Origin of the sequence: Qipengyuania aestuarii (assembly GCF_019711535.1) — a bacterium.
GTDB classification, from domain to species: domain Bacteria; phylum Pseudomonadota; class Alphaproteobacteria; order Sphingomonadales; family Sphingomonadaceae; genus Qipengyuania; species Qipengyuania aestuarii.
In genome coordinates this window covers 408,898-424,576 of the sequence record NZ_JAIGNP010000003.1, presented here as the reverse complement: position 1 = coordinate 424,576, position 15,679 = coordinate 408,898, and the positions used below count along the sequence as shown (strand labels likewise).

Sequence of the window (15,679 nt, the reverse complement as noted above, 5' to 3'; positions counted from 1 at the left end):
TGGTGATGACAATCGGGTTGCGGAGCTTTCTGGTCGCAAGTAGCCAGGGCAAATGAAATCCTGCCGGAAAGCACAACTTGGCTAGACCATCATATGGCCCGCGCGGCTCCCGCCGAAACTGGCGGGCGACCAGGAAGCTTTCGCCTGAGTTCTCGCCGCCGATTTACCTCCTAAAATTCCTGCAACGGGAAGGCCTGATGCCTTTTATCCGCAGGTATGGGATTTCAGTGGTTCCCTATCGACCAGGTCTTGTTGCCTTGGTCCCGCCAGACGGATTCCGCTCGGATAGAAGCAGGCGATTGGCCGAACTTATTATCCGCACCGATAGCCTGCAGCCACTCGGGCGGCTTGCCATAAAGATCGTACGCGCCCGGTATCTTCAAGGCCACGGTCGTAGCGGCCTTCAGATACCGGCAGGTCAGAACCACGCGCGCAGGCCGAGTAACAGGGCGAGGCCGTCCGGGTCTTCTCCGGTAGCGCGGGCGAGGTCTGCCGTTTCGCCCAGGCAAGATACCCATTGAAAACGGAACAATGTTCCGTATTTACGGCTCCGTGTCCTGGCATCGTCGCCAGGCTCATGGAGAAATCAATGCCCGCACACGCTAATCCCACCCTCCGCTCGACAGCCATGGACCTTGCGCCCGCGCTGTCCATGGGTCCGCTATCGCTCCCGATCGAAGGTCGCGGCGAGGTTCTGACCTACCGCGTCACCGCGCCCGCCGAAGGCGACAGCTTGCCCGTCATCCTGTTTTCGCACGGGAATGGCCAGTCGCTCTATACCTATGGTCCACTCGTCAATTACTGGGCATCGCACGGCTTCGTGGTCATCAATCCGACCCATCTCGATTCCCGAATGCTGGCGCTCGCCGGCGACGATCCGCGCCGTTCCCAGCTCTGGCGGCATCGCGAGCAGGACATGCTAGCACTGCTCGACAATCTCGATGCGATCGAGGAGGCGGCGCCGTTCATCAAAGATCGGATCGACCGCGGCCGCATTGCGGTGGCAGGCCATTCCTGGGGTGCGCAGACTGCCAGCATGTTCCTCGGCGCAACGCATCCCGATCCGGACGACGGCTCGACTGTCTCGCTGCGTGATGCGCGGGTCAAGGCAGGAGTGCTGTTCGCGGTCCCTGGCACCGGCGGCGACAATCTGAGCGAATTCGCCGCGCAGAATTTCCCGTTCATGCACCCGGACTTCTCCGGTCTCGAGACCCCTACGCTCGTGGTTGCGGGCGACAACGACAACGGCGCGATGACCGTGCGCGGGCCCGAATGGTGGCGCGAGGCTTACGACCTTAGCCCCGGGGCCAAGGCGCTGTTCGAGGTCAAGGGAGGCGAACACTCGCTTGGCGGCATTCCCAACTACGAAGCGCGCGAGACCACCGACGAGGATCCGGCGCGTATCGCCGCTGTCCAGCAGCTGTCGACGGCCTTCCTGCTCAGCGCTTTGTCGGGCTCGGACACCGATTGGCAGACTGCGGTGAGTGATGTTCGCGGTGCCGCCGTCTCCCAAGGAACAATCGAAGAGAAATGACGCCGGCGTGCTGCGGGCGGGAAGCCGATCAGCTCGCCCGCAGCCCGTCGATCAGCACTTCCAGCATGCGTTCGCCAAGCCCTGTATCCTGCGGAGAGACGAGCCGCGCCACGGTCTTGACCAAGTCGTCAGCGGTCAATCCGTCCCGGATCACGCCCGCCTCGCGCGCGGTCTCGAGCAGTCCGTCCAGGGCCGGGTAGAAGCGGTCCTCGAAATGCCCGGGCAATCCCGCATAGGCCGGATCGCCCGAATGCAGAGCGGCGGAGAAGCCGCGCTTGGTAGCTATGAATGCGGCGAAGCGGCGAAGCCATTCGGCCAGCGCTTCGAAGGGAGAACGGGTTGCGGCAAGGTCCTCTGCTGCTTCCGCGCAAGCGTCGATTTCCTGCCGAAACACCGCCGCAATGAGATCGGCGCGCGTCGGGAAGCGCCGGTAAAGCGTGCCGACGCCCACACCAGCGGCATTCGCGATGCTGCGGTTGGGCACATCGACTCCTTCGGCGGCGAAAAGCGCGCGCGCGGCGTCGATCACAGCTTCTTCGCTGCGTCGTGCGTCAATCCGTAACCGGTTCGCCTCGGCCATCTGCTTGTAAGTCCTTGCGCTGTTCTAGCTCAGATATTCACGCCGACGAGTATCGCGGACCTGACCCAATGCCAATGTGACCTAGTCTGCCTTACCGCCACGATGCGCATATCCAAGCCGGCGCTGTCGCGTAACAGATGAATTGAGGTTGGGCGACGGTGCCTGTGATCGTCCTTTCCGAGGCCGAACATATTATCCGCACCAATAGCCTTCGGCCACTCCGGCGGCTTGCCATAAAGATCGTGCGTGCTCGTTATCTTCAAGGCCACGGGTCGTAGCGGCCTTCAGATGCCCGCAGCTCAGAACCAGGCGCGCAGGCCGAGTAGCAGGGCGAGGCCGTCCGGGTCTTCTCCGGCCGCGCGGGCGAGGTCTGCCGTTTCGCCCAGCTTCGCTTCGTAGCCCACGCCCACATAGGGCGCGAATTCGCGGGCCAGTTCGTAGCGCAGGCGCAGGCCGGTCTCCAACTTGGTGAGGCCGGAGCCGCTCTCGCGCTCGGGAAGGTCCTGCGCGGCGAGTTCGAGTTCGGCGCGCGGCTGGAGGATCAGGCGCTGGGTGAGCTTGTAATCGTATTCGCCCTCGATCCGCGCGGTGAGGTCGCCGCGGTCGGACAGGAAGGCCGCCGCATCGACATGGAACATGTAGGGCGCAAGGCCCTGCACGCCGAGGACGAGGTGACTGCGCGTCTCGGGCTCCAGATCGAGCCGCGCCCCGGCCTGCAGATCGAACCACGGGCCGATGGCATGGCCCCACAGCGCCTGGATTTCGGCATCCTCGACGCCGCCGCCACTCCCGCCCCTCCCTCCGCCGAACGCGCCTTCGCCTTCGGACTTGAGGACGAATTTGTCGATATCGCCGCCGTACCAGCCCTGCACATCCCATAGGAAGGCGTCATGACCATCGGCAATACGTGCTTCGAGCCGTTCGGCCATCAGCGTGCCGGTTTTCATGTCCCCGTGGGTGGCGCGGTTGGTCTCGCGCGCCTGCGCCATGGTGGCCGCGCCGAAAATGGCATCGGCAGCGTAGAGCGGGCCTTCGAAGGCCGCGGGCGGGGGTGAGCCACTGGGCAGCTCGCCCGTTTGGTGCGCCGAATGATCCATGGGCATGGCGCCTGCCTTGGGCGCGGCGGCATGGCCGGAATGGTCCATCCGGGCGTGGCCGTCATGGCCGGCCATGGGTTGATCTGGCTCGGGCGCCTGCTCTTGCTGCTGGTGCGCGGAGTGGTCCGGCATGGTGTGGCCGGAATTATCCTGCCCATGATCTGCTGCATGACCTTGGGCGGCCAACTGCGCGGCCGACAGCAGCAGCGGGAGGATCACTGGCGCGGCGATAGCCGTGCGCGCGCTCATGCCTCATCCTCCGGCGCGGGGAAGGGCCGCACGGTGACGGTCTGCATCATCCCGGCGTGCATGTGGTAGAGCAAGTGGCAGTGGAAGGCCCAGTCGCCCGGCTCGTTGGCGGTGACATCGAAAGTGGCGGTGCTGCCCGGCTGGACGACCACCGTGTGCTTCAAGGGCTGGTTCATCATGCCCGCGCCGTTGACCAGTTCGAAGAAATGGCCGTGCAGGTGGATGGGGTGAGCCATCATCGTGTCGTTGACCAGCTTGACCCGCACACGCTCGTCATAAGCGAAGCGGATCGGATCGTCGTTCACGGCGGAGAACTTCCGGCCGTCGAAGCTCCACATGTAACGCTCCATATTGCCGGTGAGGTGAATCTCCAGCTGGCGCGTGGGCATGCGATGCGGATTGGCGCGCGCGGCCCTGAGATCGGTATAGCGCAGCACGCGGTAATCCACCGTGTCGAGGCCGAGGCCGGGGTAATCCATCCGGTCCATCGGCATGGGCGCGACCATGTCGAGGCCGGGGCCGACCTTCACATCCCTGGGCAGGCTGGAGGTATCGCGCATCGAATGGTCCATGCCGCCGTGATCCGTCGAACCGTGGTTCATGGCCGGCGTGCTGGCGGAGGCACCGCGGCTCATCGCCCCGTGACCCATGGAAGCGTGATCCATCCCAGCATGGTTCATTCCGCCATGCGCATCCTGCTTCATCGCACCGCCATGGCCGCCGTCCATCGCGCCCATGCCCATATCGGCCATGGTCAGCGTGACCGGTTCGCGCAGCGGCGGCGGGGCCGCGCGCGTGCCCGCGCTCGAGGTGAGCGAGGCGAGGCCCATGCCGCTGCGATCCATGGCTTCGGCCACCAGCGCATGGCTGCCCGCGGGCGGCGCCACGATGACATCGTAGGTTTCCGCCACGCCGATCTGGAACTCGTCCACCTCCACCGGGGCCACATCCATGCCGTCGGCCGCGATCACCGTCATCGGCACGCCGGGAATGCGGACGTTGAAGAAGGTCATCGCCGACCCGTTGATGACGCGCAGGCGCACCCGCTCGCCCGGCGTGAAGAGATATTCCAGCCCGTCCATCGGCCCGTGGCCGTTGACGAGGAAGGTGTAGGTCGAACCTGTCACGTCCGAGATGTCGCGCGGGTTCATGCGCATGCCGCCCCACATCAGCCGCTCGTCCGCCGGCATGTCGCCATCCGTCGCGGTCTGCATCTGGTAGTTGAAATAATGTTCGCCCACCTTGAGCTTCCGCGCGATCTCATGCGGGTGCATGGCGCTGAATTCGGACAGCAGCACCACGTAATCGCGGTCGTAACGCGGATCGGGAGTGGCGCTCTCGATCACGATCGGGCCATAATGCCCGGCCTGCTCCTGCAGCCCCGAATGGCTGTGCCACCAATAGGTGCCGCTCTGCCGGATGGGGAATTCGTAAGTGAAAGTCTCGCCCGGCTTGATGCCGGGGAAGCTCACGCCGGGGACGCCGTCGAACTGGAAGGGCAGCAGCAGGCCGTGCCAGTGGATCGAGCTGTCCTCGTCCAGCCGGTTGGTCACGTCGATGCGCAGGTCCTGCCCTTCGCGCAGGCGCAGCAGCGGGCCGGGAACACTGCCGTTGACGGCGACCGCATGACCCTTGTGGCCGCCTACGGTAACGTGGTGTCGCTCGATCGTCAGCGCGATCCGGTCCCCCGACACTTCGCCGAAGCCCTGCCGGGCGTGCGTCAGGCTTTCGCCCCGCGCCCAGGCCGGAACCGCAAGGCCCCCGGCGGCAAGCCCGGCGGAACCGGCCATGGCCGAACCGAGCAGGAATTTACGCCGCGAAACGACCGGGGAAGGACTTTCTTTGCATATCATGGCATTCTCATATTATACCCCCGGGGAGTATTCAATGGAGGTTGCCACATGGGCCCGAACAAGGCCGTATTGAACCGTCTGTCGCGGATCGAGGGACAGGTCAGGGGGCTGGCGCAGATGGTGGAGGAAGACCGCTACTGCATCGACATATTGCAGCAGTTCCAGGCGGTGAAGGCCGCGCTGGCCAAGGCCGAGACCGAGATCCTCAAGAACCACGCGGCCTGCTGCGTCGCCGAGGCCATCGCTTCGGGCGATGCGGAGGATCAGCGGCAGAAGTTCGCCGAGCTGGTGGATCTGTTCGCCAAGGCCAAGGCATGATCAAGCGCGGCCTGCTGGCGGCGATCGTCCTCGGCCTCGCCGCCCCCGCGACAGTGATGGCGCATGGGCCTCAGGGGCATGAAGAGGAGGCGGCGCAGGCCTCGCCGGAGGAGGAAGCCGCGCAGTCGGCCGCCCAGCAGCAGAAGCCTGCGGCACCGGCCCCCGAGGGCACAGGCGCTGCGGTGGAGGCGGAGCAGTTGGAACCGAGCCGCATCCCGCACTTCCTGACCAATCTGCACCCCGCGACAGTTCACTTCCCCATCGCGTTGCTGCTGTTCGCGGCTTTCGCCGAACTGCTGTCCATCGCGCGGCCCGGCGGCCGCAGCCGGGCGGCTGCCGATATCGCGGCGGCGAGCGGAGGCATCGCGGCGAGCGTGGCCGCCCTGTTCGGCTGGATCCACACGGGCCTGTGGCTGGGTGGGGGCGACATCATTCAATGGCACCGCTGGCTGGGTACCGGGCTCGGAGTTCTCGGGCCCGTGATCGCACTGCTCGCCCTGCGGAAGGGTGAAAGCCGCCTCATGCTGCGGCTGCTCCTCGGCCTGTCTGCGGCGGCGATCGTCGCGCAGGGCTGGCTTGGCGGCGAACTGGCCCACGGGTTCGGGCATCTTTAGGAATGACGGTGAAGGGGACAGGGAAAATGCAGGACAGCGGCACATCGCACGAAGGCAATTACAAACGCTTCATGGCGATGGTGGGCACGTCGACCGTGATCATGTTCGGCCTGATGTATCTCAACACCTATGCGCTCGATCATGTGATGTGGAGCGAGACGCGGTTCTGGATGATGTTCGTGATGGGCGCGGTGATGGCCATCGTCATGCTGCTGTTCATGTGGGGGATGTACCGCAACACGGCCAAGAACTGGATCATCATCGGCGTGTCGGTGGTAACCTTCGTAGCGGCGCTGTTCCTCGTCCGCAGCCAGGAAACCGTGTATGACGAGGAATGGATGTCGGCGATGATCCCGCATCATTCGATCGCCATCATGACCAGCGAACGCGCGCATATCCGCGACAAGCGGGTGCAGGAACTGGCCAACAGCATCATCACCGCCCAGCGCAAGGAAATCGCCGAGATGAAATGGCTGCTCGGCGATATCGAACGCAACGGCCTCGCCGCAACCGCGGAAGAGGCGGCGATCCGTCCGGTCCCGAAGTTCGAAGGCCATCTCAACCCGGACGGCGGCGCCACGCCCTGAGCGGCGGGATCCGGAACAAATAAAAAGCCCGGCAGGATCGCTCCCGCCGGGCTTCTTTATTGTGCCTGTCGGCTGGTCGGTGGGCTTAGAAGCCCATTCCGCCCATGCCACCCATGCCGCCCATGTCGGGCATTGCAGGGGCTGCCGACTTGTCTTCCGGCTTGTCGACGACAGCGGCTTCGGTGGTGATCAGCAGACCGGCAACCGAGGCGGCGTTCTGCAGCGCAGTACGCACGACCTTGGTCGGGTCGATCACACCGGCCGACACCAGGTTTTCATAGGTGTCGGTGGCGGCGTTGAAGCCCATGCTTTCGTCATTGCCGTCGAACAGCTTGCCGGCGACGACTGCGCCGTCATGGCCTGCGTTGCTGGCGATCTGGCGAACCGGAGCCTGCAGCGCACGGCGGACGATGTCGATGCCGCGGGTCTGGTCGTCGTTTTCGCCGGTCAGGCCCTGGAGAGCCTTCGAAGCGTAGAGCAGCGCGGTACCGCCGCCCGGGACGATGCCTTCTTCGACAGCTGCGCGGGTTGCGTGCAGCGCATCGTCGACGCGGTCCTTGCGTTCCTTCACTTCGACTTCGGTGGCACCGCCGACCTTGATCACGGCAACACCGCCGGCGAGCTTCGCCAGACGTTCCTGCAGCTTTTCCTTGTCGTAATCGCTGCTGGTGTTGTCGATCTGCGTGCGGATTTCCGAAACGCGGGCCTTGATGTCGTCTTCCGAACCGGCACCGTCGACGATGGTGGTGTTGTCCTTGTCGATGGTGACGCGCTTGGCTTCACCGAGCATGCCCAGCGTGACGTTTTCCAGCTTGATGCCGAGATCTTCGCTGATCATTTCGCCCTGCGTCAGGATCGCGATGTCCTGCAGCATGGCCTTGCGGCGATCGCCGAAGCCCGGAGCCTTGACCGCAGCAACCTTGAGGCCGCCGCGCAGCTTGTTGACCACGAGGGTGGCCAGCGCTTCGCCTTCGATGTCTTCCGCGATGATCAGCAGCGGACGGCCCGACTGGACAGCCGCTTCGAGAACCGGGAGCATCGCCTGCAGGTTCGAGAGCTTCTTCTCGTGGATCAGGATGTACGGGTTTTCGAGCTCGACCGTCATCTTGTCCGGGTTGGTGATGAAGTACGGGCTGAGGTAGCCGCGGTCGAACTGCATGCCTTCGACGGTCTCGAGCTCGAATTCGAGGCCCTTCGATTCGTCGACGGTGATCACGCCTTCCTTGCCGACCTTTTCCATGGCTTCGGCGATCTTTTCGCCGACTTCACGGTCGCCATTGGCCGAGATGATGCCGACCTGAGCGATTTCGCCCGAACCCGACACGTCCTTCGAACGGCCCTTGAGGTCTGCCACGACCTTTTCGACAGCGAGGTCGATGCCGCGCTTGAGGTCCATCGGGTTCATGCCGGCGGCAACCGACTTCATGCCTTCGGTGACGATCGACTGACCGAGCACGGTGGCAGTGGTGGTGCCGTCACCGGCGGCGTCGTTCGACTTCGAAGCGACTTCCTTGAGCATCTGCGCGCCCATGTTCTCGAACTTGTCCTTCAGTTCGATTTCCTTGGCGACGGTGACGCCGTCCTTGGTGATGCGCGGTGCGCCGAAGCTCTTGTCGATCACGACGTTGCGGCCCTTGGGGCCCAGCGTGACCTTCACGGCGTTGGCGAGAATGTCGACACCGCGCTGAATGCCTTCGCGCGCGTCGCGGCTGAATTTTACGTCCTTGGCAGCCATGTTGCTGTCCTTTCCGTTCAGATTTCTAGTTGATCAGATGACTGAAGTTGACACAGTTGACAGTGTCCTGGGGGTTAAATCCAGTTCAGCCCATGATCCCCATGATGTCGCTTTCCTTCATGATGAGAAGGTCTTCGCCATCGAGCTTGATCTCGGTGCCCGACCACTTGCCGAACAATACGCGATCGCCAGCCTTCACATCGAGCGGGGTGACGGTGCCGTCTTCGGCCTTGGCGCCGGCGCCAACAGCGACGATTTCGCCTTCGCTGGGCTTTTCCTTGGCGCTGTCGGGAATGATGATACCGCCAGCGGTCTTTTCTTCGGCTTCGATGCGGCGAACGAGCACGCGGTCGTGAAGCGGACGAAATGCCATAGTGATGACCTTTCTATTCGAGAGTGAAAATGATGGTTGGCACTCACTGGTCTGGAGTGCCAGCACGGCGCATTTGGGATCGAGCGCGGATTGAGTCAACGGGCCGAAGCGAAAAAAATTCGTCCGATCGGATGGGCCGTGGCGCGGGCTGGCCAGAGCGAGGCAAATTGGCTATCGGGCCGCGCAAATCCGCCAGTGGCGACGACTTTCTGGAGCGTATTGATGAAGACCGACAAGACCGTTTCGGCCCTGACCATTCCCGAACAGGTGCTGGTGTGGCTGCAGCTGCACATGATGGAGATTGCCGGCGCCTTCGCCGTGCTGATCATCGGCCTGCTGGCGGCCAAGATCCTGTCGAGCTGGGTTGAACGCGCGCTGACCCGCTCGCCGCGTTTCGATCCCACCGTGGCGCAGTTCCTGTCCAACCTCGTCAAATATGCGCTGTGGGCGCTGGTCATCGTGACCGTGCTGACCCAGTTCGGGGTGGAGACCACCAGCATCCTCGCCGCGCTGGGCGGCATGGCGCTGGCCGTGGGGTTGGCGCTGCAGGGCACGCTCAGCAATGTGGCATCGGGCGTGATGATCCTGGTCCAGCGCCCCTTCAAGGTGGGCGAGGCGATTTCGGCCGGTTCGGTGACCGGCACGGTCCAGCAGATCGGGCTGTTCACCACCGAATTGAAGCAGTTCGACGGGCTGTTCGTGATGGTCCCCAATTCCGAATTATGGAACCAGGCGATCGTCAATTTCCATCGCCATCCGATCCGCCGGTTCGAGCTGATCGTGGGCATCGGCTATAACGACAGCATGGAGCAGGCGCGCAACGAACTGCTGGCGATGGCCGCGGCGGACGAGCGCGTGCTGGCCGATCCCGAGCCGGTGGCCTTCGTCGCCTCGCTGGACGACAGTTCGGTCGGCATCGGGCTGCGCGTCTGGTGCACCACGGGCGATTACGTGGCCGTGGGTTGGGACCTGACCGAAAAGGTCAAGGCGCGCTTCGACGATGTCGGCATCTCTATCCCCTTCCCGCAGCGCGAGGTTACCCAGCGCGCCGCCTGAAGCGGCGCTTGCTCAGACCCGGATACGTCAGGGGCGCGTCGTGAGGCCGAGCCGGTCGCGCAGCGCCCACCGCCACGTCAGCAGCAGGGCGGCGACCGAGAGGCCGGTCGCCAGCCCGATCCACACGCCGACGCCTTCGAGGCTGGTGTAGAAGCCAAGCCAGAGCGACATGCCGATGCCCGGCACCCAATAGGCGAAAGCGGCCATCCACATCGGCACGCGCGTATCCTGCAATCCGCGCAGCGCCCCGGCCGCGACGGCCTGCATCCCGTCGACCAGCTGGAAGGCGGCGGCGATGACGATATATTTGAGCGCGAAGCCGACCAGCACGGCGTTCTTGGGATCCCAAGGATCGATATAGATCGCCAGCAGCGGCTTGGGGATCGCGATCATGGCAATCGCCGTCAGCGCCATGAAGCCGGTGCCTACCGCAATCGCGGTCCAGCCTGCGCGCTTCATCCCGTCGCGATTGCGCGAGCCGTAGAAATAGCCGACCCGGATGGTGGCTGCCTGGCCCACGCCGAAGGGGACCTGGAAGGCGAGCGCGGCGATCTGCAGTGCGACCGTGTGTGCGGCCAGCTGGCTGGCACCGATATTGCCCATCAGGAACGCCGCCGCGCCGAAGATGCCGGCCTCCGCCGTGATGGTCAGCGCGATGGGCGTGCCGATGCGCGCGATGTGCCAGAACCGCGGCCAGTCGGGCGACCACCAGCGGCCGAAGATGCGATAGCGGTGGAGCCGCGGGTCGAGCCGGATGACGAGGACATAGGCGGCCAGCGTCGTCAGCGTGGTGATGATCGTTGCCACTGCCGCGCCGCGCAGGCCCAGTTCGGGCGCGCCGAAATTGCCGAAGATGAAGCTGTAGTTCGCCGCCGCATTGACGAAGATGCCGCCCGCCGTGATCGCAGTGGCCAGGATCGGGCGGTCCAGCGTGGAGACGAAATTCCGCAGCACGTTGCAGAACAGCATCGGCACCAGCGAGAGGACAAGAACGGTGTTGTATTCGAGCGCCATGGCGGTGATCTCCGCCTCTTGCGCTGTGGCGCGCATCAGCGGGCCGAGCAGGAGGCAAAGCCCGATCCCCCCGATGCCCGATGCCAGCGCGAGCCATAGCGCCATGCGCACCGAACGGCGCACCGGGCGCAGGGCAGGCGCACGCTCGCCCAGTTCGGCGGCTGCCACCGGCGCCACGGCCCCGGTCAGGCCAGACAGCGCCCACATCACCAGCCCGAACAGCGCGATCGCCAGCGCGGAGGCGGCCAGCTGGCTTTCCCCAAGCCGGGCGATGAAGATCACGTCCACGGCATAGGTCAGCATCTGAAGCAGATTGGCAGCCGCCAGCGGCCAGCTCAGCCGGAATGTCGCGCGAAGTTCGTCGCGCCAGCCATCGCTGCGGTCGGGCAGGGGCATGGGGGCAGGGATGTCTGTCATTTCGGCAGGCCCCGCGCAGGCGGAGCGGAGGGCCGGATAGAAGGGTTTGCCCGAAACCTCAAATGGCTTGTTGGGGGCCAGCCTTGCCAGCGGGAATAGATGAGTTTATTACAATATGCTTACTTAGGGATTACCCGTAGACAGTCGTTCCACATTCCTTCAAAAAGACGAAGTATTCGATGGGCGGGTCAAGCAAAGGAATTCCAATTTAATGACGGCTCAGCCAAAAAGAATGTTCGATCGGCGTGAACCGCGGCTCGTGCTGCAGTTGAGGACAGGTGTTGGACAGGCTGGCAGGGCGTTCGATGCGGAAATCATGAATATTTCCACTGGCGGGATGCTGGTCAGGACCAGTTCGGACATTTCGCAAAACGATCCCATCCAAGTCGTTCTTCCGCAGAGCGGGGCGGTCGGTGCCCGGGTTATCTGGTCGGCGGAGGATCTATACGGTTGCTCTTTCGATACGCCGATCTCGCAAGACGAGCTGGACAGCGTGCGCGATGCCGCCCGTTTCCACAGCCCGTTCCGGGAGGCTTACGGCGTCGATCACGAAACCCTCGGCGCGCGGATCAAGCGCCTGCGCACCGCCTCGGGCTTCACGATGGTCGAACTGGCGCAGAAGGTGGGCGTCAGCAAGCCGACGCTGTGGAAGTGGGAAGGCGACCAGGTTCGCCCGCGCCACGAAACCATGGGTATTCTCGCCCAGCAGCTCGGTGTCGGCGAACTCGAACTGGTCTACGGCGCCCCGCGGCTGGGCGAAGAAGTGGCCAGCCTGGAGGGCGACGAAGAGCAGGGCTCGCTGGCGGATATCGTGCGGGCCAGTCGCAAGCGCATCGCCGAAGCGGCGGGCGTGGATGAAGTGAGCGTCGATATCCACATCAACTGGGGCAACGAATAATTTCGGGGCCTGATCGCGCGGTCACAAGAGCGCGCTTCAGGCCCACGAAAGCTAACCGGCCTACTATCGCTTGCAACGTCCACGACATTGCAGGATGATTTCCCATGCGCTTTATCCGTTCGTTTTCGGCAATCCTCGTGCTGGCCGGCTTCGTGCCCGGTGCCGCAATGGCGCAGGAAGTCTATGGCGGCGTCTATGTCCACGCGGTCGACACGCCGTTCACCTTCGACACGAACGAGGGCGGGACAGATGTCCAGGCCGGTCTTCGCTTCGACCAGATCGGCGCGCTGGGCGGGATGCAGCCCTATGTCTTCGGCTCGGTAAACCTGTCGGGCGATACCAGCTTCGTCGGCGCGGGCGTGAGCTGGAAGGCGGAAATGGGCAAAGTCTACCTCCGCCCCGGCGTGGGGCTTGTCGTGCACGATGCGCCGGAGTTGCGGGTCGATCCCGCCACCGGCATCCGTACCGATCTCGGCAGCCGGGTTCTGTTCGAACCTGAAATCGCCCTTGGCTACGATATCTCCGACCGGTTTTCGATCGAGGCGAGCTGGGTCCACATCAGCAATGCGCGGCTGTTCAACAGCGAGCAGAATCCCGGCATCGACACGATGGGCGTTCGGGTAAATATCGGTTTCTAGGTTTTTCGGGGGGATAAATGGCCAGATCGTTATGGGTGTTGTCGACTCTCTTTCTGGCAGGATGCACCAGTGCAGCTCGCGAGCAGCCGGATGAAAGCGCGGCATACTATCAAAACCCGGTGCCCCCGAGGCTCGTCGTGGTTTCTCCGACCAGAGCTGACGGGGAGGCCCGGGCGGCGCGTGACTATGCCCCCCTACCCAAGGATGCGGGCACCTTCATGAAATGCGCCGCCTGCCACACGCTGACCCCTGGCGTCCACGGGCTCGGCCCGTCGCTGGCCGGTATTTACGGCCGTCCTGCGGCGACCCGGAAAGGTTACCGCTATTCCGACGAACTGTCGCGGTCGGGTCTGGTGTGGGATGCGGCGACGCTCGATTCATTCCTCGCCTCCCCGAGCGAGCGGGTGCCGGGAACGAAGATGAGGTTTCGCGGGCTGAGCGATCCTGCAGACAGAGCGCAGGTCATCGCCCTGATCCAGCGTTACTGAATGCAGCGTGCGGTAGACTAATCGCCGCGTCGGCGCTTGTCCGAGCTTCTGCGATACCGGTAATAGTAGGTGTAGGCTTTTTTCCTGGACCGGCGACGAGGCCGTCCGGTGAGGATGTCGAAAGCGTAGACCGGCCAGTTGGCTGCGATGGCAAGGGCTCGCGCGCTAAGACTCATCACGTCAATAAAGACAAATAACGGAAAAAGCGGGAAAAGCAGAACGTATCGGTCGATTATCTGTGAGCAGAAGGACCGCGGGAAGATACGAACGAAAAGAACAGCTCCAAGGAAGGTCGCGATGAGATATCCTGCGATAAGGAAGAACAAATACATGATGCCTCCTTCTCGTGGCACGACCGCGTTCTGGCAAAGAACGGTCCTGTCGAGGAACGTTCTGCAAATAAGGATTAATACTTTTGGGGTAGGGTGCCAATAGTTGTAAGCGCTTAAAAGATGCAAGCACGTAATGAAAAAGGGCGGCGCCTTTCGGCACCGCCCTTCGTCTGATCTCTCGAGGAGAGATCGAAGCGTAAGCATATCCCACCGGAGCGGGAATAAGGCTTACTTGAGTTCGACGGTACCGCCGGCTGCTTCGATCTTGCCCTTGATTTCTTCGGCTTCAGCCTTGTTGACGCCTTCCTTGAGGGCCTTCGGTGCGCCTTCGACGAGAGCCTTGGCTTCGGTGAGGCCGAGACCGGTGATGGCGCGGACTTCCTTGATGACCTGGATCTTCTTGCCACCGTCGCCGGTGAGAACGACGTCGAATTCGTCCTTTTCTTCAGCAGCTTCAGCAGCGCCGCCAGCGGCGGGGCCAGCAACGGCAACAGCAGCAGCGGCGCTAACGCCCCACTCTTCTTCCAGTGCCTTGGCAAGCTCGGCGGCTTCCATGACGGTCAGCTTCGACAGTTCTTCAACAAGCTTGGCGATATCAGCCATGATGTTTCACTCCAATAATATGTGGCCGGGGCGTGGGTTGGAAAAATGCCCCGATGAATAGGTGTTCTGTGCTCGAACCTGCTCTTACGCGGCTTCCTTGGCGCCATAGGCGCCAACCACGCGTGCGAGCATCGAAGTGGGTTCCTTGATGGTCCGGACAACCTTGGTTGCCGGCGCATTGAGGAGGCCCACGATCGTGCCGCGAAGTTCGTCGAGGCTCGGCATCGAGGCCAGCGACCTCACACCTGCTTCGTCGAGCTTCTGCGCGCCCATCGATCCGCCGACGATTTCGATCTTGTCGGTGGTCTTGGCGAACTCCACCACGGCCTTGGCCGCGGCAACCGGGTCCTCGGAATAACCGAGAGCGGTCGGACCAGTCAGGAATTCATCGATTCCTTCGTAGTCGGTGTCCTTCAGGGCGAGCTTGGCGAGACGGTTCTTCGCAACCTGGTAGGACGCACCGGCTTCACGCATCTTCGTACGCAATTCGGTCGACTGGGCGACCGTAAGGCCCAGGTTGCGGGTCACGACGACCACGCCAGCCTGGTTGAAGACTTCGCTGAGCTGGGCGACCGCGTCGGTTTTCTGCGAACGATCCATGCCATACTCCTTCACTATGACCGACCGGAATGGCTCCCGGACGATCGGCTACGTTTGTCCATGCCGGCAATGCGACACGGGCGAGTCCGTTGAGGGGGAAGGAGTGCGCCACCATAGTGCATGGAGACTGGCGCGAACGGCGATGCAGGACACCGCCGGAAAATCTCTGTCCCCGTCTAGGCCGGAAATTAAGACCGGGCAGATCCCGGTCACCAGCTGTCTCGGACGGATGCGCGGGCGAGAATCGAAAAGACCCGCCTGTGCGGGGCGGGCCTTTAAAGCTTCCTGCGCCCGCGTCAAGTGCGGGCGCATGGGACGAAGTGGCTTACATCGCGGTTTCGTCGCGTTCCATCATGGGGTCGCCGACCGGTTCGGGGCCGGTTGCCTCGGTATCGGTTTCGACTTCGGTTTCCAGCATGCCGTCGGTGGCCGGATTTTCACCATCGATGGCGTCATCGCCCGACGGAGCGGTTACCGCATCGCCCTGCATATCGGCCGTGTCTGAGCCGTCGATCGGTTCGCCGCAAGCACCGAGGGTGAGGGCAAGAGGCAGGGCGAGGGCAAGAGCGGGCTTCATGTGAATTCTCCTAATTGGCTTATTCCAAGAACGGGCCCGAATGGCGAGCGTTCCGCAACGAAAAAGGCCCGGTGCGAACACCGGGCCTTTCGTCAATCCATCGGGCCGCGCTGGCG

18 protein-coding genes are annotated in these 15,679 nt (G+C 63.4%); 8 read left to right on the top strand and 10 right to left on the bottom strand.

Annotated elements, in window-relative coordinates:
* Positions 1-589: 589 nt before the first annotated feature.
* Complete coding sequence (locus tag K3175_RS11790; protein WP_221543576.1) at positions 590-1,534, top strand: alpha/beta hydrolase family protein; 945 nt, start codon at positions 590-592, stop codon at positions 1,532-1,534.
* 28 nt (positions 1,535-1,562) lie between these two features.
* Here the strand turns inward: K3175_RS11790 and K3175_RS11785 are convergent, their stop codons facing one another.
* The 3 genes from K3175_RS11785 to K3175_RS11775 all read right to left on the bottom strand — a co-directional run bounded on the left by K3175_RS11785 (position 1,563) and on the right by K3175_RS11775 (position 5,313).
* A complete protein-coding gene (locus tag K3175_RS11785; protein WP_221543575.1) occupies positions 1,563-2,114 on the bottom strand; it encodes a TetR/AcrR family transcriptional regulator in 552 nt (183 codons plus the stop codon).
* Positions 2,115-2,413: 299 nt separating this feature from the next.
* Positions 2,414-3,460 carry a copper resistance protein B gene (locus K3175_RS11780; protein WP_221543574.1) on the bottom strand — a complete coding sequence of 349 codons (1,047 nt, stop codon included), beginning with the start codon at positions 3,458-3,460 and terminating at the stop codon, positions 2,414-2,416.
* On the bottom strand, positions 3,457-5,313 hold the full coding sequence (locus tag K3175_RS11775; RefSeq protein WP_221543573.1) for a copper resistance system multicopper oxidase: 1,857 nt from the start codon (positions 5,311-5,313) through the stop codon (positions 3,457-3,459). The genes K3175_RS11780 and K3175_RS11775 overlap by 4 nt, the downstream gene beginning before the upstream one ends.
* Before the next feature lie 48 nt (positions 5,314-5,361).
* Between K3175_RS11775 and K3175_RS11770 the strand changes: the two genes are divergently transcribed.
* The 3 genes from K3175_RS11770 (at position 5,362) to K3175_RS11760 (ending at position 6,832) form a co-directional block, all read left to right on the top strand.
* Complete coding sequence (locus tag K3175_RS11770) at positions 5,362-5,631, top strand: metal-sensitive transcriptional regulator (protein WP_221543572.1); 270 nt, start codon at positions 5,362-5,364, stop codon at positions 5,629-5,631.
* The gene (locus K3175_RS11765; protein ID WP_221543571.1) at positions 5,628-6,245 is read left to right on the top strand and encodes a DUF2231 domain-containing protein; all 618 of its coding nucleotides are present in this window, start codon (positions 5,628-5,630) and stop codon (positions 6,243-6,245) included. The genes K3175_RS11770 and K3175_RS11765 overlap by 4 nt, the downstream gene beginning before the upstream one ends.
* Before the next feature lie 77 nt (positions 6,246-6,322).
* A complete protein-coding gene (locus tag K3175_RS11760; protein ID WP_221544127.1) occupies positions 6,323-6,832 on the top strand; it encodes a DUF305 domain-containing protein in 510 nt (169 codons plus the stop codon).
* Positions 6,833-6,917: 85 nt separating this feature from the next.
* On the opposite strand, the gene groL is transcribed toward K3175_RS11760, so the two are convergent.
* Positions 6,918-8,567: a chaperonin GroEL gene (gene groL, locus K3175_RS11755; protein WP_221543570.1), complete on the bottom strand. Its 1,650-nt coding sequence runs from the start codon at positions 8,565-8,567 to the stop codon at positions 6,918-6,920.
* A gap of 85 nt (positions 8,568-8,652) precedes the next feature.
* Positions 8,653-8,940, bottom strand: coding sequence for a co-chaperone GroES (gene groES / locus K3175_RS11750; RefSeq protein ID WP_221543569.1), 288 nt, complete (start codon positions 8,938-8,940; stop codon positions 8,653-8,655).
* A 222-nt stretch (positions 8,941-9,162) separates the two neighbouring features.
* Between groES and K3175_RS11745 the strand changes: the two genes are divergently transcribed.
* Positions 9,163-9,996 carry a mechanosensitive ion channel family protein gene (locus tag K3175_RS11745; RefSeq protein WP_221543568.1) on the top strand — a complete coding sequence of 278 codons (834 nt, stop codon included), beginning with the start codon at positions 9,163-9,165 and terminating at the stop codon, positions 9,994-9,996.
* Positions 9,997-10,023: 27 nt separating this feature from the next.
* Here K3175_RS11745 and K3175_RS11740 read toward each other — a convergent pair whose 3' ends face one another.
* A complete protein-coding gene (locus K3175_RS11740; RefSeq protein ID WP_221543567.1) occupies positions 10,024-11,427 on the bottom strand; it encodes an MATE family efflux transporter in 1,404 nt (467 codons plus the stop codon).
* Between the two features lie 211 nt (positions 11,428-11,638).
* On the opposite strand from K3175_RS11740, the gene K3175_RS11735 reads away from it, so the two are divergent.
* From K3175_RS11735 to K3175_RS11725, 3 genes are all read left to right on the top strand, one after another.
* On the top strand, positions 11,639-12,325 hold the full coding sequence (locus tag K3175_RS11735; protein WP_221543566.1) for a PilZ domain-containing protein: 687 nt from the start codon (positions 11,639-11,641) through the stop codon (positions 12,323-12,325).
* Between the two features lie 104 nt (positions 12,326-12,429).
* A complete protein-coding gene (locus K3175_RS11730) occupies positions 12,430-12,963 on the top strand; it encodes an acyloxyacyl hydrolase (protein WP_221543565.1) in 534 nt (177 codons plus the stop codon).
* A 17-nt stretch (positions 12,964-12,980) separates the two neighbouring features.
* Positions 12,981-13,451, top strand: coding sequence for a c-type cytochrome (locus tag K3175_RS11725; protein WP_221543564.1), 471 nt, complete (start codon positions 12,981-12,983; stop codon positions 13,449-13,451).
* Positions 13,452-13,468: 17 nt separating this feature from the next.
* Here K3175_RS11725 and K3175_RS11720 read toward each other — a convergent pair whose 3' ends face one another.
* The 4 genes from K3175_RS11720 to K3175_RS11705 all read right to left on the bottom strand — a co-directional run bounded on the left by K3175_RS11720 (position 13,469) and on the right by K3175_RS11705 (position 15,563).
* A complete protein-coding gene (locus K3175_RS11720; protein WP_221543563.1) occupies positions 13,469-13,783 on the bottom strand; it encodes a hypothetical protein in 315 nt (104 codons plus the stop codon).
* Between the two features lie 228 nt (positions 13,784-14,011).
* Positions 14,012-14,386, bottom strand: a complete 375-nt coding sequence (gene rplL, locus K3175_RS11715) for a 50S ribosomal protein L7/L12 (protein ID WP_221543562.1) — start codon at positions 14,384-14,386, stop codon at positions 14,012-14,014.
* Positions 14,387-14,470: 84 nt separating this feature from the next.
* Entirely contained in the window at positions 14,471-14,986 is a 516-nt protein-coding gene (gene rplJ, locus K3175_RS11710) for a 50S ribosomal protein L10 (RefSeq protein ID WP_221543561.1), read from the bottom strand.
* A 325-nt stretch (positions 14,987-15,311) separates the two neighbouring features.
* Positions 15,312-15,563: a hypothetical protein gene (locus K3175_RS11705; RefSeq protein ID WP_221543560.1), complete on the bottom strand. Its 252-nt coding sequence runs from the start codon at positions 15,561-15,563 to the stop codon at positions 15,312-15,314.
* Between the last annotated feature and the right edge of the window lie 116 nt (positions 15,564-15,679).

Excerpts from the sequence above, each read along its gene's own strand:
- K3175_RS11790 (WP_221543576.1), top strand. The coding sequence starts at position 590 with ATGCCCGCACACGCTAATCCCACCCTCCGCTCGACAGCCATGGACCTT.
- groES (WP_221543569.1), bottom strand. The coding sequence starts at position 8,940 with ATGGCATTTCGTCCGCTTCACGACCGCGTGCTCGTTCGCCGCATCGAA.
- K3175_RS11730 (WP_221543565.1), top strand. The coding sequence starts at position 12,430 with ATGCGCTTTATCCGTTCGTTTTCGGCAATCCTCGTGCTGGCCGGCTTC.
- K3175_RS11745 (WP_221543568.1), top strand. The coding sequence starts at position 9,163 with ATGAAGACCGACAAGACCGTTTCGGCCCTGACCATTCCCGAACAGGTG.
- K3175_RS11760 (WP_221544127.1), top strand. The coding sequence starts at position 6,323 with ATGGTGGGCACGTCGACCGTGATCATGTTCGGCCTGATGTATCTCAAC.
- K3175_RS11780 (WP_221543574.1), bottom strand. The coding sequence starts at position 3,460 with ATGAGCGCGCGCACGGCTATCGCCGCGCCAGTGATCCTCCCGCTGCTG.
- K3175_RS11705 (WP_221543560.1), bottom strand. The coding sequence starts at position 15,563 with ATGAAGCCCGCTCTTGCCCTCGCCCTGCCTCTTGCCCTCACCCTCGGT.
- groL (WP_221543570.1), bottom strand. The coding sequence starts at position 8,567 with ATGGCTGCCAAGGACGTAAAATTCAGCCGCGACGCGCGCGAAGGCATT.
- K3175_RS11725 (WP_221543564.1), top strand. The coding sequence starts at position 12,981 with ATGGCCAGATCGTTATGGGTGTTGTCGACTCTCTTTCTGGCAGGATGC.
- K3175_RS11735 (WP_221543566.1), top strand. The coding sequence starts at position 11,639 with ATGACGGCTCAGCCAAAAAGAATGTTCGATCGGCGTGAACCGCGGCTC.
- K3175_RS11765 (WP_221543571.1), top strand. The coding sequence starts at position 5,628 with ATGATCAAGCGCGGCCTGCTGGCGGCGATCGTCCTCGGCCTCGCCGCC.
- rplJ (WP_221543561.1), bottom strand. The coding sequence starts at position 14,986 with ATGGATCGTTCGCAGAAAACCGACGCGGTCGCCCAGCTCAGCGAAGTC.
- K3175_RS11785 (WP_221543575.1), bottom strand. The coding sequence starts at position 2,114 with ATGGCCGAGGCGAACCGGTTACGGATTGACGCACGACGCAGCGAAGAA.
- K3175_RS11720 (WP_221543563.1), bottom strand. The coding sequence starts at position 13,783 with ATGTATTTGTTCTTCCTTATCGCAGGATATCTCATCGCGACCTTCCTT.
- K3175_RS11775 (WP_221543573.1), bottom strand. The coding sequence starts at position 5,313 with ATGATATGCAAAGAAAGTCCTTCCCCGGTCGTTTCGCGGCGTAAATTC.
- rplL (WP_221543562.1), bottom strand. The coding sequence starts at position 14,386 with ATGGCTGATATCGCCAAGCTTGTTGAAGAACTGTCGAAGCTGACCGTC.
- K3175_RS11740 (WP_221543567.1), bottom strand. The coding sequence starts at position 11,427 with ATGACAGACATCCCTGCCCCCATGCCCCTGCCCGACCGCAGCGATGGC.
- K3175_RS11770 (WP_221543572.1), top strand. The coding sequence starts at position 5,362 with ATGGGCCCGAACAAGGCCGTATTGAACCGTCTGTCGCGGATCGAGGGA.